The sequence below is a fragment of the Bradyrhizobium sp. IC4060 genome, assembly GCF_020193715.1.
GTDB classification, from domain to species: Bacteria; Pseudomonadota; Alphaproteobacteria; order Rhizobiales; family Xanthobacteraceae; genus Bradyrhizobium; species Bradyrhizobium yuanmingense.
Map to the genome: position 1 here is coordinate 446,778 of NZ_JADYVJ010000002.1, position 24,812 is coordinate 471,589.

General features: G+C 65.7%; 26 protein-coding genes. 15 read left to right on the forward strand and 11 right to left on the reverse strand.

Going from position 1 to position 24,812, the window contains the following annotated elements:
* Positions 1-8: 8 nt before the first annotated feature.
* Positions 9-1,223, reverse strand: coding sequence for an ABC transporter substrate-binding protein (locus I6F16_RS08965; protein ID WP_225112087.1), 1,215 nt, complete (start codon positions 1,221-1,223; stop codon positions 9-11).
* 402 nt (positions 1,224-1,625) lie between these two features.
* Here I6F16_RS08965 and I6F16_RS08970 point away from each other — a divergent pair, with 402 nt between their 5' ends.
* Positions 1,626-2,927 carry an MFS transporter gene (locus I6F16_RS08970; protein ID WP_225173617.1) on the forward strand — a complete coding sequence of 434 codons (1,302 nt, stop codon included), beginning with the start codon at positions 1,626-1,628 and terminating at the stop codon, positions 2,925-2,927.
* Here the strand turns inward: I6F16_RS08970 and I6F16_RS08975 are convergent.
* Entirely contained in the window at positions 2,916-4,478 is a 1,563-nt protein-coding gene (locus tag I6F16_RS08975; RefSeq protein ID WP_225173618.1) for a hypothetical protein, read from the reverse strand. The genes I6F16_RS08970 and I6F16_RS08975 overlap by 12 nt on opposite strands.
* Before the next feature lie 309 nt (positions 4,479-4,787).
* On the opposite strand from I6F16_RS08975, the gene I6F16_RS08980 reads away from it, so the two are divergent.
* The 4 genes from I6F16_RS08980 (at position 4,788) to I6F16_RS08995 (ending at position 7,509) form a co-directional block, all read left to right on the forward strand.
* Positions 4,788-5,249 carry an Hsp20 family protein gene (locus I6F16_RS08980; RefSeq protein WP_036007176.1) on the forward strand — a complete coding sequence of 154 codons (462 nt, stop codon included), beginning with the start codon at positions 4,788-4,790 and terminating at the stop codon, positions 5,247-5,249.
* A 77-nt stretch (positions 5,250-5,326) separates the two neighbouring features.
* Complete coding sequence (locus tag I6F16_RS08985; RefSeq protein WP_225173619.1) at positions 5,327-5,818, forward strand: Hsp20/alpha crystallin family protein; 492 nt, start codon at positions 5,327-5,329, stop codon at positions 5,816-5,818.
* A gap of 84 nt (positions 5,819-5,902) precedes the next feature.
* Complete coding sequence (locus tag I6F16_RS08990; RefSeq protein ID WP_225173620.1) at positions 5,903-6,238, forward strand: hypothetical protein; 336 nt, start codon at positions 5,903-5,905, stop codon at positions 6,236-6,238.
* A gap of 164 nt (positions 6,239-6,402) precedes the next feature.
* Complete coding sequence (locus I6F16_RS08995) at positions 6,403-7,509, forward strand: trypsin-like peptidase domain-containing protein (RefSeq protein WP_225173621.1); 1,107 nt, start codon at positions 6,403-6,405, stop codon at positions 7,507-7,509.
* Between the two features lie 294 nt (positions 7,510-7,803).
* On the opposite strand, the gene I6F16_RS09000 is transcribed toward I6F16_RS08995, so the two are convergent.
* On the reverse strand, positions 7,804-7,980 hold the full coding sequence (locus I6F16_RS09000; protein ID WP_225112092.1) for a hypothetical protein: 177 nt from the start codon (positions 7,978-7,980) through the stop codon (positions 7,804-7,806).
* A complete protein-coding gene (locus I6F16_RS09005) occupies positions 7,977-8,195 on the reverse strand; it encodes a hypothetical protein (protein WP_036007194.1) in 219 nt (72 codons plus the stop codon). Before I6F16_RS09005 ends, I6F16_RS09000 begins: the two co-directional genes overlap by 4 nt.
* 265 nt (positions 8,196-8,460) lie before the next feature.
* Between I6F16_RS09005 and I6F16_RS09010 the strand changes: the two genes are divergently transcribed.
* Positions 8,461-8,862: a hypothetical protein gene (locus I6F16_RS09010; RefSeq protein ID WP_192893299.1), complete on the forward strand. Its 402-nt coding sequence runs from the start codon at positions 8,461-8,463 to the stop codon at positions 8,860-8,862.
* A 31-nt stretch (positions 8,863-8,893) separates the two neighbouring features.
* On the opposite strand, the gene I6F16_RS09015 is transcribed toward I6F16_RS09010, so the two are convergent.
* Positions 8,894-9,745, reverse strand: coding sequence for a CoA ester lyase (locus tag I6F16_RS09015; protein ID WP_225173622.1), 852 nt, complete (start codon positions 9,743-9,745; stop codon positions 8,894-8,896).
* Positions 9,745-10,248 (reverse strand): MaoC family dehydratase, encoded by a 504-nt coding sequence (locus tag I6F16_RS09020; RefSeq protein ID WP_338076419.1) that lies wholly within the window; start codon positions 10,246-10,248, stop codon positions 9,745-9,747. The genes I6F16_RS09015 and I6F16_RS09020 overlap by 1 nt, the downstream gene beginning before the upstream one ends.
* Before the next feature lie 96 nt (positions 10,249-10,344).
* On the opposite strand from I6F16_RS09020, the gene I6F16_RS09025 reads away from it, so the two are divergent.
* Complete coding sequence (locus I6F16_RS09025; RefSeq protein ID WP_036007218.1) at positions 10,345-11,511, forward strand: acyl-CoA dehydrogenase family protein; 1,167 nt, start codon at positions 10,345-10,347, stop codon at positions 11,509-11,511.
* A 20-nt stretch (positions 11,512-11,531) separates the two neighbouring features.
* On the opposite strand, the gene I6F16_RS09030 is transcribed toward I6F16_RS09025, so the two are convergent.
* The 3 genes from I6F16_RS09030 to I6F16_RS09040 all read right to left on the reverse strand — a co-directional run bounded on the left by I6F16_RS09030 (position 11,532) and on the right by I6F16_RS09040 (position 14,600).
* Complete coding sequence (locus I6F16_RS09030) at positions 11,532-13,106, reverse strand: AMP-binding protein (protein ID WP_225151721.1); 1,575 nt, start codon at positions 13,104-13,106, stop codon at positions 11,532-11,534.
* Positions 13,107-13,139: 33 nt separating this feature from the next.
* Positions 13,140-13,775 (reverse strand): uracil phosphoribosyltransferase, encoded by a 636-nt coding sequence (upp, locus tag I6F16_RS09035; protein ID WP_036007202.1) that lies wholly within the window; start codon positions 13,773-13,775, stop codon positions 13,140-13,142.
* A gap of 84 nt (positions 13,776-13,859) precedes the next feature.
* Positions 13,860-14,600 carry a crotonase/enoyl-CoA hydratase family protein gene (locus I6F16_RS09040; RefSeq protein ID WP_225112095.1) on the reverse strand — a complete coding sequence of 247 codons (741 nt, stop codon included), beginning with the start codon at positions 14,598-14,600 and terminating at the stop codon, positions 13,860-13,862.
* A gap of 85 nt (positions 14,601-14,685) precedes the next feature.
* On the opposite strand from I6F16_RS09040, the gene I6F16_RS09045 reads away from it, so the two are divergent.
* Positions 14,686-15,267, forward strand: a complete 582-nt coding sequence (locus tag I6F16_RS09045) for a TetR/AcrR family transcriptional regulator (protein ID WP_036007209.1) — start codon at positions 14,686-14,688, stop codon at positions 15,265-15,267.
* Positions 15,268-15,307: 40 nt separating this feature from the next.
* Here I6F16_RS09045 and I6F16_RS09050 read toward each other — a convergent pair whose 3' ends face one another.
* On the reverse strand, positions 15,308-15,499 hold the full coding sequence (locus tag I6F16_RS09050; protein ID WP_036007210.1) for a hypothetical protein: 192 nt from the start codon (positions 15,497-15,499) through the stop codon (positions 15,308-15,310).
* Positions 15,500-15,522: 23 nt separating this feature from the next.
* The gene (locus tag I6F16_RS09055; protein WP_225112096.1) at positions 15,523-15,987 is read right to left on the reverse strand and encodes a hypothetical protein; all 465 of its coding nucleotides are present in this window, start codon (positions 15,985-15,987) and stop codon (positions 15,523-15,525) included.
* A 355-nt stretch (positions 15,988-16,342) separates the two neighbouring features.
* On the opposite strand from I6F16_RS09055, the gene I6F16_RS09060 reads away from it, so the two are divergent.
* The 7 genes from I6F16_RS09060 (at position 16,343) to I6F16_RS09090 (ending at position 24,733) form a co-directional block, all read left to right on the forward strand.
* The gene (locus I6F16_RS09060) at positions 16,343-16,510 is read left to right on the forward strand and encodes a hypothetical protein (protein WP_225112097.1); all 168 of its coding nucleotides are present in this window, start codon (positions 16,343-16,345) and stop codon (positions 16,508-16,510) included.
* Between the two features lie 11 nt (positions 16,511-16,521).
* Positions 16,522-16,611, forward strand: a complete 90-nt coding sequence (locus I6F16_RS09065; RefSeq protein WP_035698142.1) for a K(+)-transporting ATPase subunit F — start codon at positions 16,522-16,524, stop codon at positions 16,609-16,611.
* 112 nt (positions 16,612-16,723) lie between these two features.
* Positions 16,724-18,427 carry a potassium-transporting ATPase subunit KdpA gene (gene kdpA, locus I6F16_RS09070; RefSeq protein ID WP_225112098.1) on the forward strand — a complete coding sequence of 568 codons (1,704 nt, stop codon included), beginning with the start codon at positions 16,724-16,726 and terminating at the stop codon, positions 18,425-18,427.
* Positions 18,428-18,450: 23 nt separating this feature from the next.
* Entirely contained in the window at positions 18,451-20,568 is a 2,118-nt protein-coding gene (kdpB, locus tag I6F16_RS09075; RefSeq protein WP_225112099.1) for a potassium-transporting ATPase subunit KdpB, read from the forward strand.
* Positions 20,569-20,677: 109 nt separating this feature from the next.
* Positions 20,678-21,283, forward strand: a complete 606-nt coding sequence (locus tag I6F16_RS09080; protein WP_225112100.1) for a K(+)-transporting ATPase subunit C — start codon at positions 20,678-20,680, stop codon at positions 21,281-21,283.
* Positions 21,284-21,323: 40 nt separating this feature from the next.
* On the forward strand, positions 21,324-24,047 hold the full coding sequence (locus I6F16_RS09085) for a sensor histidine kinase KdpD (RefSeq protein ID WP_225112101.1): 2,724 nt from the start codon (positions 21,324-21,326) through the stop codon (positions 24,045-24,047).
* Positions 24,044-24,733, forward strand: coding sequence for a response regulator transcription factor (locus I6F16_RS09090; RefSeq protein ID WP_109144771.1), 690 nt, complete (start codon positions 24,044-24,046; stop codon positions 24,731-24,733). The genes I6F16_RS09085 and I6F16_RS09090 overlap by 4 nt, the downstream gene beginning before the upstream one ends.
* Positions 24,734-24,812: the final 79 nt, after the last annotated feature.

Genomic DNA, 24,812 nt, shown 5'->3' on the forward strand with positions numbered 1-24,812 from the left:
ATCGGGCCTCACTTCTTCAGGAGCGGACATTTGGACTCGGAGACCGGACGGAAGGCGTCATCGCCCTTCACGGTCTTGACGATGTCCAGATAATCCCACGGCTCCTTGGACTGCGCGGGGGTCTTCACCTTGGCGAGATACATGTCGCGGATGACGCGGCCGTCCTCGCGCAACTTGCCGCCATGGACGAAGATATCCTCGATCGGCAGCTCGCGCATCTTCGCCATCACCTTGGCGGAATCGTCGGTGCCGGCCGCCTTGATCGCCTTGAGATAATGCAGCACCGCGCCGTAGACGCCGGTCTGGATCATCGTCGGCATCACCTTGGTGCGCTCGTAGAACTTCTTCGACCAGGCGCGGGTCGCCTCGTCCATGGCCCAGTAGGACGCCGTGGTCATATAGGTGCCCTGCGCGGCTTTGAGGCCGATGGCGTGCACGTCGGTGTCGAACATCAAGAGGCCGACCAGCTTCTGGCCGCCCTGGACCAGGCCGAATTCGCCGGATTGCTTGATGGCGTTGTCCGTGTCCTGGCCGGCATTGGCGAAGGCGACAACGTCGGATTTCGAGCTCTGCGCCTGCAGCGCGAAAGAGGAGAAGTCGGCGGTGTTGGTCGGATGCCTGACGCCGCCGAGCACCTTGCCGCCCATCTCGTTGATGAAGCGCGTGGCGTCCTTCTCGAGCTGCTGGCCGAAGGCATAGTCCGCGGTGATGAAGTACCAGGACTTGCCGCCTTCCTTGATGACGGCGGAGGCCGTCACCTTCGAGAGCGCATAGGTATCGTAGGTGAAGTGCACGGTGTTCGGGCTGCACAGCTCGTCGGTCAGCGAGCTCGCGCCGGGGCCGGAGAGCAGGGCGACCTTGCCGCGCTCGCGCACCATGTTGTGCACGGCGATGGCGATGCCGGAATTGGGGATGTCGACGACGGCGTCGACCTTGCCGTTGTCGAACCAGCCGCGGACGATCTGAACGCCGACATCGGTCTTCATCTGGTGGTCGGCGCTGATGATCTCGATGGGCTTGCCGAGCACGGTCGGCCCGAATTCCTCCACGGCCATCTTGGCGGCCTCGACCGAGCCCGGCCCAGAGTTGTCGCGGCCCCAGCTCGACAGGTCCGTCAGCACGCCGATCCGCACCGCGTCGTCGGACACTTGCGCGCTGGCCCCTGTGGTCATGGCAGCCGAAGTCATGGCCGCGAGCACGGCGCAGGCCAGAAGCCCTCTCATTATCGTTTCCTCTCTTCATTGGCCGCTTGGCGCGGCAGGGTCGTTGTGGAGGCAAATTAGATAATAGCAAATTAGTTTGTCAATGGCGAATAACGGCTGTCGGGCCGGTTCCACGATGGCCGGGTGATGCCGCGTAAGGAGCGCTCCTGCCTCAACACCCGTCATTGCGAGCCACCGGGTCCGCGCGAAGCGCGGCCCGATGACAGGCTCCGCGAAGCAATCCAGAGTCTTGCCGCGGAGGCGGTCTGGATTGCTTCGTCGCAAGGGCTCCTCGCAATGACGGGTGTTGCGCCACCTGCGCACAAAATCCCGCGCCGTAATCCTGTGGGAGGCAGCACCTCCACAGATTGCAGCCGTCACAACGTTTGGCCATGATGCCCACTGGAATCGTTGGGGCAGGGCATGACGACAGCAACGCGGGTCTCCGCTTCCGCGGAGCGATCGACGACGGCGCATGTGGTGTGGGCGAGCGCGCTCGGCACCGCGATCGAGTGGTACGATTTTCTGATCTACGGCACGGCGGCGGCGCTGGTCTTCAACAAGCTGTTCTTCCCGAGCTTCGATCCCTTTGTCGGCACGCTGGCGGCATTCTCGACCTATGCGGTCGGCTTCGTCGCGCGGCCGATCGGCGGTGCCATCATCGGCCATTACGGCGACCGGCTCGGCCGCAAGACCATGCTGGTTGCGACCATGATCGCGATGGGGTTCGGCACCTTCCTGATCGGCTGCCTGCCGACCTACGATCAGATCGGCGTCTGGGCCCCGATCCTGCTCGTGATCCTCCGTTTCGTTCAGGGCATCGGGCTCGGGGGCGAGTGGAGCGGCGCGGTCGTTATGGTGATCGAGCACGCCGGCAATCGCCGCGGCTTCTACGGCAGCCTGGTGCAGGTCGGCTTCCCCGTCGGCGTCGCCGCCTCCACCGGCATCTTCGCCCTGATGACGAAGCTGCCCGAGGCGGACTTCCTCAGCTGGGGCTGGCGCGTGCCGTTCCTGATCAGCATTCTGCTGGTCGGCGTCGGCTTCATCGTGCGGCTCAAGCTCGCGGAGACGCCTCACTTCAAGGAGATCGTCGAGCGCAAGGAGGTGCTGGCGCAGCCGGCCCTCGAAGTGCTGCGCCGCGACTGGCGCAGCTTTCTGCTCGCGATCGGCATCACGGTGTCGGAGGTCGGGCTCGCTTATCTCCTCACCGTGTTCACGGTGGTTTACGCGACGACCAAGCTCGGCCTGCCCCGGCAGGTGATCCTGGATGCGGTGGTCTATGCCGCGATCGTCGAGTTCGCGACGCTGCCGCTTGCCGGCTGGCTGTCCGACATCTTCGGACGCAAGGCGCTGTATCTGGCCGGCGGCGTGTTCTCGGTGGCGTTGGCGTTTCCGCTGTTCTGGTTCCTCGACACCAGGGAACCGGCGCTGATCACGCTTGCGCTCGTCGTCACGATGACGCTCACCCATGCGCTGCTGTTCGGGCCCAAGGCCGCGTTCATGCCGGAGCTGTTCCGCACCCAGGTGCGCTACAGCGGCGCCTCGCTCGGCGCCAACGTCGCGGCGGCGCTCAGCGGCGGCTTCTCGCCGCTGATCGCGGCGGCGCTGCTGGCCTGGGCCGGATCGTACTGGGCGGTGTCGGTCTACATCGTCGCGCTGTCGGTCATCACGATCGTCGCGACGCTGCTGGCGCCGGAGACGGCGCGGGACTCGCTAAGATCCTGAGCGTCGGGACAAGCAAGCCGGATTTGCAGCGTTCGGAAACACCAGGAAGGTGATGGTCGTCGGCGCAAGCCTGACTGCTCCCGGCGGTGCTGCGCGTGCCTCGAGCCGGGGCAGCTGGCCCTCAGGGGTCAGCGTGAGCCTCTTGCCGTTCAACTGCACAATCGTACCCTGCAACTGCGCTGCGTGCAGCGTGTACCGCTCGGCGGAATCCGGCAGCGATAGCGTGCGCGATGTGCCGCGCGACGTGTTGATTGCGAGCAGCGACACCGCACCTGTCGTGGCTGGGTGGCAATGCGCGTAAAGATGGAGATCGCGCGCAGCAGGTTTGCCTGCGTCGAGCACGATCGTCCCCATCAGCCGGCGCCAGAGCAGCGCGGCCCAATAGCTCGGCCGCGGTCCGAACGTTGTTTCGTCGAGCAGGCCGTAATCGCTGGCAGCCAGCGTGTTGTGCATCACCACTTGAACGCCGGCCTTCGCCAGGCGTCCGAGCTGGTCGAGATAGCGGAACGTGTCCAGAAAAGTCCTGTCCCATAAGCCGCCGCCGCAGGCGGCATCAGCCGTCTCGGTCAGCCAGATCGACTTGCCCGGCTCGAATGCGTCGCGCAGCGCCTGGTAGGTCCGGAGTGTCGTATCCGTGCGGCCCAGCCATTGCTCCGAGAGGGCCTGCGCCGGATCGTCGTGCCCGCCGCATCGCGGTGAGATCGTGTTGTAATGGTGATAAGAGAACCGATCGACGCCGGGACCGGATGCGGCAAGCAGGTCCCGCGTGGTGAGCCCCGCTCCGGACGGCGATGGTGCATCGCCGACCGAGCCGGGACCGAGGATCAGCGTCTCCGGTGCGGCGCGCCGCATCCACTCGCGAAAGACCTTGAAGTCGCGGCCATACGCGGCCGCGTCATAGCCCGCCGGTGCACCGCCCGTCGCTGCGAGCGTCGGCTCGTTCATGAATTCGGCGGCGGCGATGCGCCCACCCAGAGCGCGCGTGGTGTCGACCAGCTGCTGCGCCTGATCCGGCTTCCATATGCCGTGGTCATCGCGGCTGCCGGGACTGATCGCAAAGGAGGTGACGATCTCCGCATCGACCGCATGCGCGAACTCCACGACGCCGCGCCACTGCGCTCGGCTGAGCACCGTCTTGAATCCCGGCGGTGGGGCTCCCGGCGCCTCGGCAAAGAACGTCGCATTGGCCCAGGTGCCGCTCACGCGAAGATAGGCCGGCGACAACGCCGCGGCGAGCAGGCGCAGTCGCGCATTGGCAAGATCGATCGGCGGCCGCGCGCTGTAACGATCCCGTTCGTCGAAGGCACGTGCGGTTCGCGGATAAGGCTTCCAGAACCGTCCGCCGGTCACCTCCACCATCTCGATGTTGTAGGATTGAAAGCGCGCATCGATCGTTCCGAGCGTCTTTAGCCCGGCAGGCGAGATGGCAATGTCGTCGGCCTGCGCCGCAAAGGTGGTTGCGGCGGCCAGCAGGGCAATCGCGCCGGCCGTGCGACCGGCCGGACGCGGTCGGGTCCCTGGTCTGCGGTGTGCTGCCGCCTGGTTCGTCATGCGCGTTGCCCCGGGGCCAGACGCGCGGAGGCAACCTGGCCTTACCCTCGACCCGCCCATTTTACCCCTTTTTTACCTTGCCGTTGCCGCCAAGTGCGTCCGGGCTCGGCGGACCATCGATGGGGTCGAAAAAAATCCGTTGGCCCCTCTTGAAACCGGTTTGCGGTTTTCTAAGTCGTTTTTCGCCGCGAGAGCGGTGTGTCGGATGCCAACCGGGTCCGGCACGGGCGCCGGGTTGGTCTTTCGGACCCGTCTGAAATCCCGCCTTGCGCTCCTTCGTATCCATCTTGCTCTTTGGAGGACTTGGTTATGAGGACCAGCTTTGACTTTGCGCCGCTGTGGCGCTCCACCATCGGCTTCGACCACCTGGCCGACCTCGTCGACAGCACGCTCCGCCAGGCGACCGAGGACAATTATCCCCCCTACAACATCGAGCGATCCGGCGAAGACCATTACCGGATCAGCCTTGCGGTGGCAGGCTTCGGCGCCAACGACATCACCGTGACGGCCGAACAGAACGCGCTCACCATCGAGGGCAAGAAGCCCGAGACGGCTGCGCGCGAATACCTCTACCAGGGCATCGCCGCGCGTCCGTTCCGGCGCGTGTTCAACCTCGCCGACTATGTCCAGGTGAAGCAGGCCTCGTTCCAGGACGGGCTCCTGATCATCGACCTCGTCCGCGAGGTTCCGGAAGCCATGAAGCCGCGCCGCATTCCGATCGCGGGCGGCGCTCCTGCGGCAACGCAGATCGAGCAGAAGAAAGCAGCCTGATCGCTCGATCGAACAGGTAGCGGAACGCGGCGCGCGCGTGCGCGGGCCGCGCTTTCCGATGCATGAAGGAGGGTACCATGGCTTTTCGTGATCTCATTCCCTGGTCGAAGAACCAGGAGCTTGCGCCGGCGCGCGACAATTTCGATCCGTTCCTGACGCTTCACCGCGAGATGAACCGTCTGTTCGACGATGTCTTCCGCGGCTTCGGGGCGACCAGCCTGTCGCCGCTGATGGAGGGCCGTTTCGGCTGGCCGAAGGTCGAGCTCAGCGAGACCGACAAGACGCTGACCGTCTCGGCGGAGCTTCCCGGCCTGACGGAGAAGGACGTTCAGGTCGAGATCGCCAATGGCGTGCTGACCGTCCGCGGCGAGAAGAAGGCGGAGCGCAACGGCGAAGGCAGGTTCTTCACCGAGTGCTATTACGGCGCCTTCGAACGGCAGATTCCGCTGGAGGGTGTCGAGGAGGACAAGGCAGAGGCGTCGTTCAAGAACGGCGTCCTGACCGTGTCGCTGCCGAAGTCGGAGAAGGCACGCGAAGGCGTCAAGCGCATCGCGATCAACACACACTAGTCAAGCGGGACGGCGGCGATGTGGCGCCGCCGTCTCCTGTCAACACGCCGTCCCCCTGGAAAGGAGCATGTGGGAGACCCATCGATGACCAACGTGAATACCAATTCCGGCACTCTCAATCCGCTGTTTCATCCCGCCGCCCACTACGACTCGCCTGCCGACGTCCTGAATGCCGAGGATCTCTCGTCGCCCGAGAAGCGCGTCATCCTGTCGTCCTGGGCATCGGACATGTATGCGGTCGAATCCTGTCCCGCCTTGCGCGAGATTCCCGGCATGAGCCACATGGTCCGGCTCGTCGACATTCTAGCCGCCTTGCGCAAGCTCGACGGCGACAACGACAATGACGACCCGCCGCGCGGCGGCGGCGTGCCGATGCGGCTGCGGCGGCCATGGGCCGCCGCCGAAGGGCAGGCGGCATGATAGTCACGCCCACCGTCCTCGCTCTCGTGCTGCTCGGTCAGGCCGCGGCAGCCTGGACTGTCCCGCTTCTGGCCCTGCAAGGCTGGATCGTCGCGTCAGGCGACGAAGGCTGAAGCCACGAAGGTTTCGAAACTCCCCACAACACAAGCGGCAGGGTGACGATGATGAATGCTGTGCGTCTGCTGTTCCTGGCCTTGCTGATGCTGACGCTCACGGCGTCGCAGCCTGCCGCCGGCCAGATCCCGGATGTGAAGACCGGCGGCCCGGTGCCGACCCTGGCGCCGCTGGTGCGCCAGGTGACGCCCGCGGTGGTCAACATCTCCGTGCATGGCAGCGTGCGCGAGGACAACCCGCTCTATCGCGATCCGCTGTTTCGCGAGTTCTTCGACGTTCCCCGGCAGATCGAGAAGGAGGTCAATGCGACCGGCTCCGGGGTGATCGTCGACGCCCAGCGCGGCTATGTGCTGACCAACAATCACGTGGTCGAGGGCACATCCGCCGTTCAGATCACGACCAAGGACGGCCGGCAGTTTTCCGCCAAGGTCATCGGCCGTGATCCGCCCACGGATGTCGCAGTGCTCCAGGTCCAGAACCCGGTCGGGCTCAAGGCGCTTGCCTTCGGCGACAGCGACGGGCTCGATGTCGGCGATTTCGTCCTCGCGATCGGCAATCCCTTCGGCCTCGGCCAGACCGTGACCTCGGGGCTCGTCAGCGCGCTGGGCCGCACCGGCCTCGGCAAGCAGGGCTATGAGGATTTCATCCAGACCGACGCGGCGATCAATCCCGGCAATTCCGGCGGCGCGCTGGTCAGCCTGCGCGGCGAGCTCGTCGGCATCAACTCGGCGATCATCTCGCCCGCCGGCGGCAATGTCGGCATCGGCTTTGCCATTCCGGTCAACATGGCGCGCAAGGTGATGGAGCAGATCATCGTGAGCGGCCGCGTCGAGCGCGGTCGCATCGGCATTTCGCTGAAGGACCTGCATCCGTCGGTCAACAAGGGATTGAATCAGGGCGCCGTCATCGCCGAGATCGCGGCGGATTCGCCCGCAGAGAAGGCCGGCCTGCGCAAGGGCGATGTCGTGACCGGCGCCGACGACCGCCCGATCCGCACTGCCGCCCAGCTCCGCAACACGATCGGCCTGGCGCGGATCGGCGAGGACGTGAAGCTCTCGCTGCTGCGCAACGGTGCGCCGCTCACCGCCACGGTGAGAGTGGCGCCCGCAGCCGGCACGAGCAGCGCGCTCGCAGGCCCCAACCGCCTCGTCCGCTGAAACGAATGCACAGGGACGAACCGCGGAAGCGGTTCGTCCCTGCGACGGCAGGGCTATGGCATATGACTTGTGATGGCGGTCGTTGCGCACGCCTCGTCCTTCGAGACGGCGCTTACGCGCCTCCTCAGGATGAGGCTCATCAGCGTCAGTGCCTCTTGAAACTGCAGCCACACACTCCGTCCTCATCCTGAGGAGCCCGCCTCAAGCGGGCGTCTCGAAGGATGGCCGCAGGGGAGAGCTCTCAAATGCGATAGCCCTCCCTGCGACGGTGCCGGGGAGGCGTGATCTCCCAGCTCAGGCCGCGCGGTGATCCCATTCGCCTTGCAGGTCCCGGATCAGCCGCCGCTCGCGTTCGATGCGCTGGCGATAAAGCTGGCGCTCATGCTCGCTCTTGGCGCTGGCAAGAAGCAGCTCGTAATGGCCGATGACCTTCTCGCTGCCGCGGATCAGCAGATCGCGTTGGCTGTTCATTGGGCCATCCCCAACGCGTTCGCCGGCGCTTCGGCGGCGCGGAAGCCGACGGGAAAGGTGCTGGCGGTCAGGCCATCGAGCGCCGATCGCTCTTCGGCAAGTCGCCTCTCGATGAATTGGCGCTCGAGCTGCGACAGCCTGGTCTTCAGCAGGCGCCGGTAGCGGTGGATGTTGTTGCGGTGCGCACGAATGCGGGCCAAATTCTCATCGAGCATCGTCGTCTCTCCAGACGGTCGCGTTAGATCCTTTGGTTTTGCGAGGATGAGAAGATCTCTTCTCGGCGAAAAAATATTCAGCGGCTAAGCGGTGTCAAGATGTTGGCGCGCCTGTCCTCGTTGCCGGCTCCTGGAGATCGATGGTCGGCCGATCGAGCTGTCCGGACGCCCGGGTTCCGGGCGCGATTGCCTTTTGTTGGCCGGCAAGGGAACCTCGTGTGGCCATATTTGAGCAGGAGTGATCTGTCGCGAGGGAGGCGCTCCGATGAACAAGGCACTGATCACTGCTGTCGCAATGCTGGCCTGCGTGCCCGCGGGCGCGCTCGCGCAGGAGCGCGCAGGCGACGCGGCGCTCGGCGCGGTCTCGGGTGCGGTCGTGCTTGGGCCGGTGGGTGCGGTCGCCGGCGCCTTGATCGGCTACACGGCCGGACCTTCGATCGCCCGGTCCTGGGGCCTGAGAGGCTCGCAGTCGGCCAGGCACCGGCAGCCGCCGCCGCGTCGCGCCGCCGCGACCGGTAGCCCGTCGCGCACGCGCGAGGCAATGGCCGCCAACGGCCAGATGAGAGCTGCCGGCAATCCGGCCCCGCCGGTCCAGGCTCCGCCGGTTCAAGCCGCGCCTGCCGCGCCGGCGCATTCCTCGGCACCGCCCGTTCAGGGGTTCGACTGAGGCCGGCAGCCGGCCCGGCTTGCGTCCCGCTCTAGGACTGGCCGAGAATCTTCATCGCCGCGCGAAGGTGCGGCTTGTCGATCATCTGACCGTCGAGCCGCAACGTGCCGGAATTGGGATTGCTCGCGAACGCCGCGATCACCTTCTCCGCCCAGGCGCGCTCGGCCTCCGTCGGCGCGAAGGCCGCGTTGACGATGTCGACATGCTTGGGGTGGATCAGCGCCTTGGCCGAAAAACCGTCGCGCCGCGCGGCACGCGTCTCCTGCTCGAGGCCGGCGAGATTGTCGATGTCGGTGTAAACAGTGTCGATCGGCGCGACCTCGGCGGCTGCCGCCGCAATCAGGCAGAGATCCCGCGCCAGGCGATAGGGGCTGTGGAACACGCCGCCGCTCGCCTTCTCGGTAGCGCCGAGCGAGGCGGAGAGATCTTCCGCGCCCCACATCAGTCCGGCGAGGCGAGGGGAGCAGCCCTTGTAGCTGCCGAGCCCGAAGATCGAGCCGGCGGTCTCCGTCGCGACGCAGACGATGCGGGTCGCGCCGATCGCGATGCCGGAGGCGGCTTCCAAAGCTTCGAGCCAGGTCGCGACCTGACGCACGTCGTCGCCGCCTTGCGATTTCGGCAGCACGATGCCATCAGGCCTGCCCGGCATGATCGCGGCGAGATCGGCCAGCGTCATGCCGGTGTCGAGCGCGTTGACGCGGACATAGAGCTGATGCGGGCCGGGGCGGCTCTTCAGCATCGAGAGCGTCAGCTCACGCGCCTCCGCCTTCTTCTCGGTGACGACGGAGTCCTCGAGATCGATGATCAGCGCGTCGGCCTTGCCTTCGCTCGCCTTCTCGAATTTGCGCCGGGAATCGCCCGGCACGAACAGCATCGAACGCATCAGACCGGCCTCTTGTGCATCATCGCCATGCGGCGGCATTTGCCGACAATCTCGTCGTTCTGGTTCAGGGCATGATGCTCGAACTCGACGATACCGGCCTTGGGCCGCGATCTGGATTCCCGCACAGAGAGCACCTTTGTCGTGGCCCGCAACGTGTCGCCATGGAAGACCGGCTTCGGAAAGGTGACGTCGGTCATGCCGAGATTGGCGACGGTAGTCCCTAAGGTCGTATCATAGACCGTCATGCCGATCATGATGCCGAGGGTGTATAGGCTGTTGAAAATGCGCTGGCCGAACTCGGTCTTCTCGGCGAAATGCGCGTCGATGTGCAGCGGCTGCGGATTGAGCGTCAACAGGCTGAACATGGTGTTGTCCATCTCCGTGACGGTTCGGGTCAGCGGATGCCTGAACTCCTGGCCCACGGAAAAGTCCTCGAAATAAAGTCCGGCCATCGCGGTTTCCTCCCTGCGAAATAACGGCGCATTCGTCACGTCGCGCCGCATGACCCCATGCATGGTAGACACACTTCGCGGGCAAATTCACGTATCTGCATGTAGTTTTTCGAGCTAAACAATGCTTGGCGAAGGGAGGTCAAGACCATGGATTTCGCGCTCACCGATCAGCAGGAAGCCATTCGCGACGCCATCGCCAAGATCTGCGAAGGCTTTCCCGACGCCTATTGGCTGAAGAAGGACCACGACGGCGGCTTCCCGCACGACTTCCACAAGGCGCTGGCAGATGCCGGCTGGCTCGGCATCTGCGTGCCCGAGGAATATGGCGGCTCCGGGCTCGGCATCACGGAAGCTGCGATCATGATGCGCACCATCGCCGAGTCGGGCGCCGGCATGTCCGGTGCCTCGGCGGTGCACATCAACGTGTTCGGGCTCAACCCCGTCGTCGTGTTCGGCACCGAGGAGCAGCGCAGGCGCATGCTGCCGCCGATGGTCGAGGGCCGCGAGAAGGCGTGCTTCGCCGTCACCGAGCCGAACACCGGCCTCAACACCACCCAGCTCAAGACCCGCGCGGTCGCCAAGAACGACCGCTACATCGTCAATGGTCAGAAGGTGTGGATCTCGACGGCGCAGGTCGCGCACAAGATTTTGCTGCTGGCGCGCACCACGCCGCTGGAGGAGGTGCGCTCGCCAACCCACGGCCTCAGCCTGTTCTACACCGATTTCGACCGCAACAGGATCAAGGTCCACGAGATCGAGAAGATGGGCCGCAAGATCGTCGATTCCAACGAGCTGTTCTTCGAGGATTTCGAGATTCCGATGGAGGACCGCATCGGCGAGGAAGGCAAAGGCTTCGAGTACATCCTCGAAGGCATGAATCCGGAGCGCATTCTCATCGCGGCCGAGGCGGTCGGTCTCGGCAAGCTCGCGCTGTCGCGCGCGACCGAATACGCCAAGACGCGAATCGTGTTCAATCGTCCGATCGGCAAGAATCAAGGCATCCAGCATCCGCTCGCGGTGAACTGGGTCGAATTGGAAGCGGCCTGGCTGATGGTGATGTCGGCGGCCTGGCAATACGACAAGGGCATGCCCTGCGGCGCCGCGGCCAATGCCGCAAAATATCTGGCGGGCGAAGCGGGCTTCTCGGCCTGCGAGCAGGCGGTGATGACCCATGGCGGCTTCGGCTACGCCAAGGAATTCCATGTCGAGCGCTATTTGCGGGAGGTGCTGATCCCGCGCATCGCGCCGGTCAGCCCGCAGCTCGCCCTCAGCTTCATCGCGGAAAAGGTGCTGGGGCTCGCCAAATCGTACTGAACAAGTCGTACTGAGCGAATCTATTCGGCGGCGATCCGCTCCATCGCCATGGCGCGAAGCCTGGCGCGCTGGATCTTCACGCCATTGGCACTGTCGGTCACCGGGAAGGCGTCCACGACATAGATCCGCGCCGGCACCTTGTAGCCGGCGAGCCGCTCGCGCAGACGCGCGATCAGCGTCTCCTGGATGGGCGGCTCCGTTGTCGGGATCACGAAGGCGACGCAGCGCGCCTGCCCCTTGAGATCGATGGCGACGACCTGGGCGTCGGCGACACCGGTGCAGGATTTGAGCTCGTCCTCGATCTCCCCGGGCGCTACCAGGAAGCCACCGAGGCGCATCGCATCGCCGGCGCGAGTCTCGTAGACGAACGACCCGTCGCCGCGCAGCCGGCCGATGTCGCCGGTGCGGAAGAATCCGTCGACGGTGATCGCCTCGCGCGTTGCCTCCGGGTTGTTGAAATAGCCAAGGAAGCGCGAGGGTGCGCTGATCTCGATCTCGCCGGAGACGCCGCTGGCCGCAAGTTCTCCGGTCTCGACATCGCGCACGCGGACTTTCGCCTCCGGCGACATCGGCCAGCCGCCGCCCTCGATCCGATCGGCAAAGGCATCGCTGGGGCGGCCGATCGAGAACAGCGCCTGCACCTCGCTCGAACCGTAGAGGCCGAACAGCTTCATGCCGCGCGCTTCGGCTTCCACAGCCAGCTCGCGCCAGCCGGGTTGGAACGCGGCGAAGCCGCAGACTTCGAGATGCGGAAACGGGTGTGGCGCATCGGTGAGGGCGAGGATGCGCCGGAACATCTCGTCCGAACCGAAGGAATGCGTAATGCGCTCCGTGCTGAGGATCTGCAGCGCCGGCGCTGCGTCGAAGGCATCGAGCACATGAATGGTCGCACCGCTCGCGAGGAAACCGAGCAGGCTCGTCATGCCGAAGGTGCCGCAGAACGGCAGCATCGCCAGCAACGAATGACGGTGGGGATCGAGCTGGAGCGCGTGGGCGACGGAGGCGGCGTGCGTCGCCAGCGTCCGCTGCGAATGCGCGACCAGCTTCGGCCCCTTGGTCGTGCCCGACGTGGTGTAGAGCAGCACGGGCAGGTCGACATCATCCTGGCGCGGCGGAGGGGAAGGGTAAGTCGTCTCGAACGCATCGAACCGCACGCAGGGCCAGCGTGCGGGGATCGCATCCGCGCCGACCACCGCCAGCCGTTCCAGCGCGGGCACCTCGGCCTCGGCGACATCGGCGAGGATGGCGGCAAAGTCGATCGCGCGGAATGCCGCCTCGACCACCATGAGCTTCGCGCCTGACAGCTTGAGCAGGTGCGCGACTTCCGCGCTGCGGTAGCGCGTGTTGACGGCGGCGGCGACCGCACCGAGCCGTGCGGCGGCGAACAGCAGTGTCAGCCATTCGACCCGGTTGACCAGCCAGACCGCAACGACGTCGCCCTTGCCGATGCCTTGCGCGGCTAGCCAGGCGGCGGTCTGCTCGATCTTCGCCGAGAATTCCGCGCGAGCGACGGCCTTGCCGTCGAATACCAGGGCAGGGTCGGCGGCGGTCTTGATCCGGAGCAGCGATTGCAGCGAAAAATCGTTGGCACTCATGGCCATCGGACTAACCCGGTCGTGCAAACCTGTCTACTTGGTGCCGAACATCCGGTCGCCGGCGTCGCCCAGGCCTGGCACGATATAGCCGTGGTCGTTGAGCCGCTCGTCGATCGCGGCGGTCCAGATCGGCACGTCGGGATGCTCGCTCTGGAACTTGGCGATGCCCTCGGGCGCGGCCAGGAGGCAGACGAAGCGGATGTCGCGGGCGCCGCGCGCCTTGAGCAGGGACGCGCCGGCGCAGGCCGAGTTGCCGGTCGCCAGCATCGGGTCCATCAGGATCACGGTGCGGTCGGACAGGTCCTGCGGCGCCTTGAAGTAATATTCCACGGCCTGCAACGTCTCGGGGTCGCGGTAGAGCCCGATATGGGCGATGCGCGCCGAAGGCATCAGCGCCAGCATGCCGTCGAGAAAGCCGACGCCGGCGCGCAGGATCGGCGCCAGCGTGAGCTTCTTGCCGGCGATCTTGGGTGCCTGCATCGGCGCGATCGGCGTCTCGATGTCCACCAGCTCCAGCGGCAGGTCGCGCGTCACCTCGTAGGCCAGCAGCATCCCGATCTCGTTCAGGATCTCGCGAAAGCTCTTGGTCGAGCGGTCCTTCTCCCGCATCAGGGAGAGCTTGTGCTGGACCAGGGGGTGGGCGACGACGTTGACATTGCCTGTGCTCATGAAACCGCTCTACACGGTTCCGTGAAACTGCGCCAGATCGGCCAGGTAGTTTTAGGCAACGCCTTTTCCGCGGGATAGCCGACCTCAACCGGGCAGCGCGACTGCGCTGCGCGCGCGGTTGCTTGCCTCATAGGCAGCCATGGTCAGCTCGCGATCGATCGCCGCGCGCATGGCGTCCATGGCTCCCCGGCGCAGGCGCCGCTTTGCCGTGGCATGCGACGGCTTGTGGATGGCGCGCAGGCCGGTGATGATCGTCTCGATCGTGGCGTCGACCATCTCAGGTGTAACCACGCGATCGAGAAAGCCGGCCGTCTGCGCCTCCCCGGGTTCGTACATCTCGCCAAGCGTGACGGTACGGCTGAGCCAGGCCGGATGCAGCCGGCTGCGCGCGAGCTCGATGGCAAAGCTGGGAGGCGCGATGCCGATCGCCACCTCGTTCAGCCCCATGCGGTGCGGTCCGCGCGCGCCCAGCCTGACGTCGCAGGCGAGCAGCAGGAACGTTCCCATCGGGTAAGCATGGCCCTCCATCACGCCGATGGTCGGATGTGGAAACGACATCAGCCGCAGCGCAAGCTCGGCGCCGGCCCGGACCATCTCCAGGCTCTTGGCAGCATCGCCCGAGGCGAACACTTTCAGATCGAAGCCCGCGGAAAAGATGCCTGGCCGGCCCGAGCGCAGCACCACGATCTCCGCCTCCGTCTCGGCGCGGTCGAAGGCGGCGCCGATCTCGCCCAGCATCGCGGCCGACATCACGTTGACCTTGCCGTCGTCGAGCCCGATCCGCGCCACGCCGTCGTTCAGTTCATAGGTCACTCTCTCAGGCATCTGCCTCTCTCCGTCATTGTCATGCCTTGACTGTCGGAGGCTGATGTAGACCAATCAATATAATTTCCGAGCGGAGGAGAGTGCCATGCCGGCCGTGCCGAAGCACCGTCAGCCCATCATCAATGCCGCGGTGACGCTATTCCGCCGCCAGGGATTTGCCCGCACCGGCCTCAACGACATCGTCGACGTCAGCGGCGCGCCGAAGGGGTCGCTCTATCATTACTTTCCGGACGGAAAATCCTCGATCGCGGTGGCGGCGGTGGAGGAGGCGGGCCGCCGCGTCGCGGCGACGGTCGCCGAGCTCGCGGCAGAGTGCGGCTCGACCGGCGAGCTCTTGCGCGCCCACGCCAGACTGCTGGCAGGCTGGATGCAGGGCTCCGGCTTCCGCAATGGCTGCCCGATCACGACCGTGCTGCTCGAGCTGGCGCCGCGCGAGCGCGCCGTGTCGGAGGCCGGTCGCAAGGCCTATGCGGCACGGCTATCGATCCTGCGTGACAAGCTCGTCGCCGACGGGTTTGCCAGGCCGCGGGCGGAGGCGCTGGCGGTGCTCTGCACGTCGGCGCTCCAGGGCGCGCTGATCCAGGCCCGCGTCGAGCGCAGCGGCCGGCCGATCGAGGTCACCGCGTCGGAGCTGGCGCGACTGATCGAGGCGGAGGTGAGGAGCTAGCCGCTGAGGCCGCGAAAGATCATCACGTCCGCAATGCCGGTCAGGCCTGGAGATGCCAGATATGGATTGCGGTCCTCAGCGCGATCAGCGCGGTGAGCACGCTGCCCATCGACAGCATGGCCAACCCATGCAGGGCGATACGCTCGAGTCGAGCTTTGCGCAGCTTCGATATGGGCAACTGCTGTTCAGCCCTCAGACGGGGTCGCTCAAAGCCGAGAATCGGCGTCGGCATTTCTCGTGTCCTTTCAGATGCGTCTAGCGGGAATTGTGGCAGGCGACCGGTTCGTAAAGCGGATCCAGCATAGGGCGCACCGACGGAACGCTCGGCCGCGACACTTCGATGGCCAGCGTTCGGACTTCGACGAAGGCCGACAACAGAGAGAGCGCGAGGTCGGCATGGCGCGCATCGACCGCGGAATCCAGCCAGTCCGGCAGCTCGCGCTCGCGCGACAGCGCGCAATGCCACTCGCCGTCATCGTAGGCGATGCGGCGGACCTGCCACATCGGCAGCTCGAGCTCCAGCAGCGCCAGCGCCGCATCGGCCCAGGCTTCCGCATCGATCAGGCGCACGACGCGGGCTGAGCGTTCGCTCCGGCCCAGCGACGGCAAGCGTCGGCAGGCGCGACCGATGATGTCGAGCATCAGCGGCCGCGTCATTGAATGGGCCTTGCGCAGCTGCTCGGCGAGCGAGGGGAGATCGAGCGGGTGGAGAGCGGTCATATCAGGCCTCCTGGAATTGGCGTCGGTCAGTCGGCCGGCCTCGCCAAGATGGCCTGGAGGGCATTTGAAAACGAGAGAGGGTTCGGGTGAGAGATATAAGGATTCCATAAGCGGCCTCCTCAGGATGAGGCTCATCGGCGTCAGTGCCCGCTGAAACTATGGCCGCGCACTCCGCCCTCATCCTGAGGAGCCCGCCCAAGCGGGCGTCTCGAAGGATGGCTGCGGGGAAAGCTCTCAGGCGCGAGCCCTGCGCCGGGACGGGCCGGCCTTTATGAGATTCCTATAACGTCGCCATAGGTCTCATCTCGAAAACCTATGGGCGCGGTGGCACTTCAGCGCGGTGAAGTTCCCGCCCGTGCCGCGCTCGATCGCAGCAAGCGGCCCGCCGGGATCCAGAGACGGGCTATGCCGGACATCGTCTCTCCTAAGGAGTATCGCCATGATGGACCTTTTGATGCTGGCGCTGGGCTTCTTCTTCTTTGCCCTCGCGATCGGCTACACCTATGCCTGCGAACGGCTGTGAGGGAGCGGGCCATGATCTTCGATTATGCGCTCGCCGGCGCCGTCTCGTTCGGCCTCCTGATCTATCTCACCTATGCACTGCTGCGGCCCGAGCGGTTCTGAGCCGTGTTGCTGCTCGCAAAATTGCTGCTGGCCGACGCTGCGCTCGTCGCGGGCCTGCTCGCGCTGCTCCTGCCGCTTTTGCGCCGGACCAAAAGCCTGAAGGGTTAATGCCATGACTGTGATCGGTTGGTTCCAGATCATTCTTTATTGCGCGATCGTGGTCGCGCTGACCAAGCCGCTCGGCTGGTACATGACGCGCGTGTTCAACGGCGAGCGCACCTTCCTGTCGCCCGTCCTGCGGCCGATCGAGGCCGGCATCTATTGGATCTCCGGCATCGACGAGAAGCGCGAGCAGCACTGGCTGACCTACACGGTCGCGATGCTGCTGTTTCATGTCGGTGGCTTCCTCATCATCTACGGCCTGATGCGGCTGCAGGCCGTGCTGCCGTTCAATCCAGCCGGCCAATCCGCGGTCGCCGAGGATCTGTCCTTCAACACCGCGATCTCCTTCATCACCAATACCAACTGGCAGAACTACGGCGGCGAGAGCACGCTGTCCTATCTGACCCAGATGGTCGGCCTGACGCACCAGAATTTCCTGTCGGCGGCCACCGGCATCGTGCTCGCCGTTGCCCTGATCCGCGGCTTTGCCCGCGCGTCCATGCGCACAATCGGCAACTTCTGGGTCGATGTGACCCGCTGCACGCTTTATATCCTGCTGCCGATCTGCGTCGTGTTCACTCTGTTCCTGGTCTGGCAGGGCATCCCGCAAACGCTTGGCGACTACGTCGAAGCGACCACGCTCGAGGGCGCCAAGCAGACCATCGCGGTCGGCCCGGTCGCCTCGCAGGTCGCGATCAAGATGCTCGGGACCAATGGCGGCGGCTTCTTCAATGCCAATGCCGCTCACCCCTTCGAGAACCCGACCGCGCTGTCGAATTTCGTGCAGATGCTGTCGATCTTCGTGCTCGGCGCGGCGCTCACCAACGTGTTCGGCCGCATGGTCGGCAACCAGCGCCAGGGCTGGGCGATCCTCGCGGTGATGGGCGTGCTGTTCGTCGCAGGCGTCGCCGTTTGCTATTGGGCTGAAGCCAGCGGCACCACGACCCTGCATGCGCTCGGCCTGACCGGCGGCAACATGGAGGGCAAGGAAGTCCGCTTCGGCATCGTTGCGTCCTCGCTGTTTGCGGTGATCACCACCGCCGCGTCCTGCGGTGCCGTGAACGCCATGCACGACAGCTTCACCGCGCTCGGCGGCATGATCCCGCTGATCAACATGGAGCTAGGGGAGATCATCGTCGGCGGCGTCGGCGCCGGCCTATACGGCATGCTGCTGTTCGTCGTTCTCGCGATCTTCGTCGCAGGCCTGATGGTCGGCCGTACGCCGGAATATGTCGGCAAGAAGATCGAGGCCCGCGAGGTCAAGATGGCGATGCTCGCGATCCTGATCCTGCCGCTGATGATCCTGGGCTGGTCGGCCGTCGCGGTCGTGCTTCCCACCGGCGTTGCCTCGATGGCGAATGCGGGCCCGCACGGCTTCTCGGAAGTGCTCTACGCCTATACGTCGCAGACCGCCAACAACGGCTCCGCCTTCGCCGGCCTGACCGGCAACACCCCGTTCTACAACCTGACGGGCGCATCCGCGATGTTCGTCGGCCGCTTCTTCATGATCGTGCCGGCGATGGCGATCGCAGGCTCGCTCGCGGCCAAGAAGTCGATCCCGCCGTCGATGGGCACTTTCCCGACCACCGGAGGCCTGTTCGTCGGCCTCGTCGTCGGCGTCATCCTGATCATGGGCGGCCTGACCTTCTTCCCGGCGCTCGCACTCGGCCCCATCGTCGAGCATCTCGCAATGAACGCCGGCAACGTCTTCTGATCTCGCTTTTCGGAGTGACCTCCATGGAACCTGTCCACAAATCCAACAAGCGCATGCCGGTCTCGGCGATGCTGGATCCGAAGATCGTGATGCCAGCGATCGGCGCTGCCTTCACCAAGCTCGATCCGCGCGCCATGATCAAGAACCCTGTGATGTTCGTGGTCGAGATCGTGGCCGCGCTCACGACCGTGATCTTCCTGCGCGACCTCGTCACCGGCGGGGAGAATCTCGGCTTCACCTTCCAGATCATCCTCTGGCTGTGGTTCACCGTGCTGTTCGCCAATCTCGCCGAAGCCGTGGCCGAGGGCCGTGGCAAGGCGCAGGCCGAGACACTGCGCAAGACCCGCACCGAGAGCCAGGCCAAGCTCCTGAGCGGCGCGGGCCGGGACTACAAGCTCGTGTCAGGCACGAGCCTGAAGGTCGGCGATCTCGTGTTGGTCGAGGCCGGCGACACCATTCCCTCGGACGGCGAGGTGGTCGAGGGCGTCGCCTCCGTCAACGAGGCCGCCATCACCGGCGAGTCCGCGCCCGTGATCCGCGAATCCGGCGGCGACCGTTCGGCGGTGACGGGCGGCACGCAGGTGCTGTCGGACTGGATCCGGGTGCGCATCACCGCCGCGCAGGGATCGACCTTCATCGACCGCATGATCAAGCTGGTCGAGGGCGCCGAGCGGCAGAAGACGCCGAACGAGATCGCGCTCAACATCCTGCTCGCCGGCCTCACCATCATCTTCGTGTTCGCCACCGTGACGATCCCGAGCTACGCCGCCTATGCCGGCGGCTCGATCTCGGTGGTCGTGCTGGTGGCCCTGTTCGTGACGCTGATCCCGACCACGATCGGTGCGCTGTTGTCGGCGATCGGCATCGCCGGCATGGACCGCCTGGTGCGCTTCAATGTGCTGGCGATGTCGGGCCGCGCGGTCGAGGCCGCCGGCGACGTCGACACGCTGCTGCTCGACAAGACCGGCACCATCACGCTCGGCAACCGGCAGGCGACCGCCTTCCGTCCCGTGCGCGGCGTCGCCGAGCAGGACCTGGCGGATGCCGCCCAGCTCGCCTCGCTGGCGGACGAGACGCCGGAAGGCCGCTCCATTGTCGTGCTGGCCAAGGAGAAGTACGGCATCCGCGGCCGCGATATGGCCGAGCTTGGCGCGACCTTCGTTCCGTTCACGGCGCAGACCCGCATGAGCGGCGTCGACGCCGGCGGCTCGTCGGTTCGAAAGGGCGCGGTCGATGCCATCCTCAATTATATCGCCGGCAGGGCGCCGACCGCGATCTCCTCCGGTACTGCGGCACGGGCGATGCAGCCCGCGGCCCTATCCGAGGCGGGCCGCGAGATCAGCGCCATTGCCGACGAGGTCTCCAAATCGGGCGGCACGCCGCTGGCGGTCGCGAAGGACGGCAAGCTGCTCGGCATCGTCCAGCTCAAGGACATCGTCAAGGGCGGCATCCGCGAACGCTTCGCCGAGCTGCGCCGCATGGGCATCCGCACCATCATGATCACCGGCGACAACCCGATGACGGCGGCCGCCATCGCCGCGGAAGCCGGCGTCGACGATTTCCTGGCGCAGGCAACGCCCGAGGACAAGCTCAAGCTGATCCGTGACGAGCAGGCCAAGGGCAAGCTGGTGGCGATGTGCGGCGACGGCACCAACGACGCGCCGGCGCTCGCCCAGGCCGACGTCGGCGTCGCCATGAACACCGGCACGCAAGCCGCCCGCGAGGCCGGCAACATGGTCGATCTCGACTCCAACCCGACCAAGCTGATCGAGGTGGTCGAGATCGGCAAGCAGCTCCTGATGACGCGCGGTGCGCTGACGACGTTCTCGATCGCCAACGACGTCGCCAAGTATTTTGCGATCATCCCGGCGATGTTCCTGGCGTTCTACCCTCAGCTCAACGTGCTCAACGTCATGAACCTGTCGAGCCCGCAGAGCGCCATCCTGTCGGCGATCATCTTCAACGCGCTCGTCATCATCGCGCTGATCCCGCTCGCGCTGAAGGGCGTCGCCTATCGCGCCGTCGGTGCCGGCGCGCTGCTCCGCCGCAACCTCCTGATCTACGGGCTCGGCGGCATCGTCATTCCCTTCATCGGCATCAAAGCGATCGATCTCGCGGTGACCGCCTTGCATTTGGCATAACCGGTCATTGCGAGGAGCTCTTCCGACGAAGCAATCCAAACTGCCTCCGTGGAAAGACCCTGGATTGCTTCGCTTCGCTCGCAATGACGGAAGACATAGGAGACCCAACATGCTCAGAGAAATCCGCCCCGCCATCGTCCTCTTGCTGGCGCTCACCGCCATCACGGGCCTTGCCTATCCGCTCGCCATGACCGGCATTGCCGGCGCGCTGTTTCCCGTGCAGGCGCAAGGCAGCCTGATCGAGAAAGACGGCAAGGTGATTGGCTCCGCCCTGATCGGGCAGGAGTTCAAGGACGACAAGTACTTCCACGGCCGCCCCTCGGCGACGCTCGCGCCGGACCCGAACGATTCGACCAAGACGGTGCCCGCGCCCTACAACGCCGCCAATTCGGGCGGCTCCAATCTCGGGCCGACCAGCAGGGCGCTGGCCGACCGGCTGAAGGAAGATGTGGACAAGCTCAGGCGCGAGAATCCGAACGCCTCGGTGCCGGTCGACCTGGTGACGACGTCGGCCAGCGGCCTCGACCCCGACATTTCGCCGGAAGCCGCGCAATTCCAGGTGCCGCGCGTGGCGAAGGCGCGCAATCTGCCGGACGGTCAGGTCAGGCAGCTCGTGGCCGCCAACACCGAAGGCCGTCTGCTCGGCTTCCTCGGCGAGCCCAGGGTCAACGTTCTGGCGCTGAACCTCGCGCTCGATCGGATCGCCGCGAAGTAGCCGTCTAGGCTGGCAATGTACGGATGATTATACTGGCAAGATGGTCCGAGAGCGCCGCGATCCCGAACAACGTCCGTCACCGGAGGCCCTGCTGGAAGCGGCGCGCCGGGAGGAGGGTGCGAGCGGCAGGCTGAAGATCTTCGTCGGCGCCGCTCCCGGCGTCGGCAAGACCTATGAGATGCTGCAAAGCGCCCAGGCCAAGCGCAAGGCCGGCATCGATGTCGTGGTCGGTTTCGTCGAGACCCATGGCCGTGCCGAGACCGAGGCGCTGCTGCGCGGCCTCGAAGTGGTCCCGCGCAAGAGGCTGGACTACCGCGGCCAGATCGTCGAGGAGATGGACCTCGACGCGGTGATCGCGCGGCGGCCGCAGATTGCGCTGGTCGACGAGCTCGCCCACACCAATGCATCCGGAAGCCGCCATCCCAAGCGCTATCTCGACGTCGAGGAGCTGCTCTCGCACGGCATCGACGTCTATACCGCCGTCAACATCCAGCACATCGAGAGCCTGAACGACGTCGTTGCCCAGATCACCCATGTCCGGGTGCGCGAGACCGTGCCGGATTCGGTGTTCGACCGCGCCGACGCGATCGAGCTGATCGACCTCACGCCCGACGACCTGATCCAGCGCCTGAAGGAGGGCAAGGTCTATGTGCCCAAGCAGGCCGAGCGGGCGCTGGAGCATTATTTCTCGCCAGGCAATCTCACGGCGCTGCGCGAGCTCGCACTGCGGCGCACCGCCGAGCGGGTCGACGAGCAGCTGCTCAACCACATGCAGGCGAATGCGATTCCGGGGCCCTGGGCCGCGGGTGAGCGCATCCTGGTCTGCGTCAGCGAGGACCCGCGCGCGGCCGGCCTCGTGCGCTACACCAAGCGATTGGCCGACCGGCTGCATGCGCCGTTCACCGCGATTTCGATCGAGACGCGGCGATCGCTGCAATTGTCCGACGAGGAGCGGGATCGACTGGCCGATACGCTGCGGCTCGCGGAATCGCTCGGCGGCGAAGCCTTGACCATTCCCGCCGTCGGCCGCCGCATCGCTGACGATCTCATCGGTTTCGCGCACGGCAACAACGTCACCCAGATCGTGATCGGCAAGTCGACGCGCTCGCGCTGGTTCGAGATGACGCGCGGCTCGGTCGTGCACGATCTGGTGCGCCGTGCGGGCAATATCAGCGTTCACGTCATCCCCGGCAGCGAGCTTTCCGGAGAGGCCGCGCCCAAGATGGCGGTGCAGACCGCCGCACGATCCGAGCCGTTCGATTCCTTGCCTTTTCTCAAGGCGCTTGGGATCGTGCTAGTGGGTCTCGGCGCTGCCAAGCTGATCCAGCCCTATTTCGGTATCGAGAACGTCGATCTCGTGCTGCTGACCTCGGTCGTCGCAGTTGCCGTGCGCTACGGCCTGTGGCCCTCGCTGTTGGCCACGGTGGCGGCTTCGCTCTGCTACAATTTCTTCTTCATCCCGCCGATCTACACCTTCACGATCACCGACCCGACCAATGTCGCCGCTTTCGTGCTGTTCATGGTGGTGGCGATGATCGTCTCCAATGTCGCGGCGCGCGTGCGCATCCAGGCCGACACCGCGATCGGCCGGATCAGGATGACCGAGCAGCTCTATGCCTTCAGCCGCAAGCTCGCCGGTACTGCCACGCTGGACGACGTCTTGTGGGCCAGTGCCTACCAGACCGCATTGATGCTGAAGGTCCGCGTGGTGCTGCTGTTGCCGGATGAAGGCCTGCTGACGGTGAAATCAGGCTATCCGCCCGAGGACGAGCTTGACCAGGCCGATCTTGCCGCCGCCAACTGGGCCTGGAGCAACGATCGTCCCGCCGGTCGCGGCTCGGATACCTTGCCGGGCGCCAAGCGGCTGTTTCTGCCGATGCGCACCGGGCGGGGCCCAATCGGTGTGATCGGCATCGACAACGATCGCACCGGCCCGCTGCTGACGCCGGACCAGCGGCGGCTACTCGATGCGCTGGTCGACCAGGGCGCGCTCGCGATCGAGCGTGTGCTGCTGGTCGAGGACATGGACCGCGTCAAGCGCACCGTCGAATCCGAGCGGCTGCGCTCGGCGCTGTTGACCTCGATCTCGCACGATCTGAAGACGCCGCTCGCCTCGGTGTTAGGGGCGGCCTCCACCATGCGCGATCTCGCCGGCGCGCTCTCGGACACCGAGAAGCGCGATTTGCTCGCCACCGTGATCGACGAATCCGAGCGGCTCAACCGCTTCATCGCCAATCTGCTCGACATGACCAAGCTCGAATCCGGCGCCATCGTGCCCAACACAGCGCTGCACGATCTCAGCGAGATCGTCGGCAGCGCGCTCCGGCGCGCCAGCAAGATCCTCAGCCGCCACAAGGTCGAGCTGGTGCTGGCCGCCGATCTGCCGATGCTCCAGCTCGACGCCGTGCTGTTCGAGCAGGTGCTGTTCAACCTGCTTGACAATGCCGCGAAATACGCGCCCCCCGAAACCACGATCTCGATCCGCGGCCGGCGCGACAGCGCTCATGTCGTGCTCGAGGTCGTCGACGAGGGCGCCGGCATTCCACCGGACGAGCTCGAGAGCGTGTTCGACAAGTTCTATCGCGTGCAGAAGGGCGATCACGTCCGTCCCGGCACCGGGCTCGGGCTTGCCATCTCGCGCGGCTTCGTCGAGGCGATGCGCGGCACGATCTCCGCCGCCAATCGCAGCGAGCGGAGCGGCGCGGTCCTCACCATTCGCCTGCCGGTTCCGGCAGAGAGCCACGCATTGGATACCGCCGCATGAGCGCTGCTCCGATCAAGGTCCTGGTCATCGACGACGAGCCGCCGATCCGCAAATTGCTGCGAATGGGGCTGACGACCCAGGGCTACGAAATCCTGGAAGCGCCGAACGGCAAGACGGCGCTGGAGAAACTTGGCGAGGAGCCGGCGCTGATCATCCTGGATCTCGGCCTGCCCGACGTTCAGGGCCATGAGCTGCTCCGCACCATCCGCGCCCGCAACGACGGCGTGCCGATCGTGGTGCTGTCGAGCCGCGGCGACGAAGCCGGCAAGGTCCAGGCGCTCGATCTCGGCGCCGACGATTATCTCACCAAGCCGTTCGGCATGGAGGAGCTGCTGGCGCGCCTGCGCGCCGCGCTGCGTCACCAGCTTCAGGTCAAGGGCGAACGCCCGGTGTTCCGCACCGGCGATCTCTCGGTCGATCTCGTCCGCCGCATCGTCAAGGTCGGGGAGCGCGAGGTGAAGCTCTCGCCGAAGGAATATGACCTGTTGCGGGTGCTGGTGCAGCACGCCGGCAAGGTGCTTACCCACCGCTTCCTGCTGAAGGAGCTGTGGGACGAATTGACCGACGCGCAATATCTACGCGTCTATGTCCGTCAGCTTCGCCAGAAGATCGAAGCCGATCCGGAGCGGCCGCAATACGTGCTGACGGAGACGGGGATCGGGTATCGGCTGAAGGCGGGGGAATAGACCCCGGCTGTCATTCCGGGACGCGCCCGTTGGCGCGGGCCGGAATCCATTTCTCTGCCCGTCGCGCTTGGCACGATGG

Coding starts and splice junctions, on each gene's coding strand:
- upp (WP_036007202.1), bottom strand. CDS start 13,775: ATGAGCACAGGCAATGTCAACGTCGTCGCCCACCCCCTGGTCCAGCAC.
- I6F16_RS08995 (WP_225173621.1), top strand. CDS start 6,403: ATGAATGCTGTGCGTCTGCTGTTCCTGGCCTTGCTGATGCTGACGCTC.
- I6F16_RS09015 (WP_225173622.1), bottom strand. CDS start 9,745: ATGCGTTCGATGCTGTTCGTGCCGGGCGATTCCCGGCGCAAATTCGAG.
- I6F16_RS08965 (WP_225112087.1), bottom strand. CDS start 1,223: ATGAGAGGGCTTCTGGCCTGCGCCGTGCTCGCGGCCATGACTTCGGCT.
- I6F16_RS09050 (WP_036007210.1), bottom strand. CDS start 15,499: ATGCCGACGCCGATTCTCGGCTTTGAGCGACCCCGTCTGAGGGCTGAA.
- I6F16_RS09065 (WP_035698142.1), top strand. CDS start 16,522: ATGATCTTCGATTATGCGCTCGCCGGCGCCGTCTCGTTCGGCCTCCTG.
- kdpB (WP_225112099.1), top strand. CDS start 18,451: ATGGAACCTGTCCACAAATCCAACAAGCGCATGCCGGTCTCGGCGATG.
- I6F16_RS09025 (WP_036007218.1), top strand. CDS start 10,345: ATGGATTTCGCGCTCACCGATCAGCAGGAAGCCATTCGCGACGCCATC.
- I6F16_RS09090 (WP_109144771.1), top strand. CDS start 24,044: ATGAGCGCTGCTCCGATCAAGGTCCTGGTCATCGACGACGAGCCGCCG.
- I6F16_RS09085 (WP_225112101.1), top strand. CDS start 21,324: ATGGTCCGAGAGCGCCGCGATCCCGAACAACGTCCGTCACCGGAGGCC.
- I6F16_RS09010 (WP_192893299.1), top strand. CDS start 8,461: ATGAACAAGGCACTGATCACTGCTGTCGCAATGCTGGCCTGCGTGCCC.
- I6F16_RS08990 (WP_225173620.1), top strand. CDS start 5,903: ATGACCAACGTGAATACCAATTCCGGCACTCTCAATCCGCTGTTTCAT.
- I6F16_RS08970 (WP_225173617.1), top strand. CDS start 1,626: ATGACGACAGCAACGCGGGTCTCCGCTTCCGCGGAGCGATCGACGACG.
- I6F16_RS09080 (WP_225112100.1), top strand. CDS start 20,678: ATGCTCAGAGAAATCCGCCCCGCCATCGTCCTCTTGCTGGCGCTCACC.
- I6F16_RS09005 (WP_036007194.1), bottom strand. CDS start 8,195: ATGCTCGATGAGAATTTGGCCCGCATTCGTGCGCACCGCAACAACATC.
- I6F16_RS09000 (WP_225112092.1), bottom strand. CDS start 7,980: ATGAACAGCCAACGCGATCTGCTGATCCGCGGCAGCGAGAAGGTCATC.
- I6F16_RS09030 (WP_225151721.1), bottom strand. CDS start 13,106: ATGAGTGCCAACGATTTTTCGCTGCAATCGCTGCTCCGGATCAAGACC.
- I6F16_RS08985 (WP_225173619.1), top strand. CDS start 5,327: ATGGCTTTTCGTGATCTCATTCCCTGGTCGAAGAACCAGGAGCTTGCG.
- I6F16_RS09020 (WP_338076419.1), bottom strand. CDS start 10,248: ATGCGGCGCGACGTGACGAATGCGCCGTTATTTCGCAGGGAGGAAACC.
- I6F16_RS08980 (WP_036007176.1), top strand. CDS start 4,788: ATGAGGACCAGCTTTGACTTTGCGCCGCTGTGGCGCTCCACCATCGGC.
- I6F16_RS09040 (WP_225112095.1), bottom strand. CDS start 14,600: ATGCCTGAGAGAGTGACCTATGAACTGAACGACGGCGTGGCGCGGATC.
- I6F16_RS09045 (WP_036007209.1), top strand. CDS start 14,686: ATGCCGGCCGTGCCGAAGCACCGTCAGCCCATCATCAATGCCGCGGTG.
- I6F16_RS08975 (WP_225173618.1), bottom strand. CDS start 4,478: ATGACGAACCAGGCGGCAGCACACCGCAGACCAGGGACCCGACCGCGT.
- kdpA (WP_225112098.1), top strand. CDS start 16,724: ATGACTGTGATCGGTTGGTTCCAGATCATTCTTTATTGCGCGATCGTG.
- I6F16_RS09055 (WP_225112096.1), bottom strand. CDS start 15,987: ATGACCGCTCTCCACCCGCTCGATCTCCCCTCGCTCGCCGAGCAGCTG.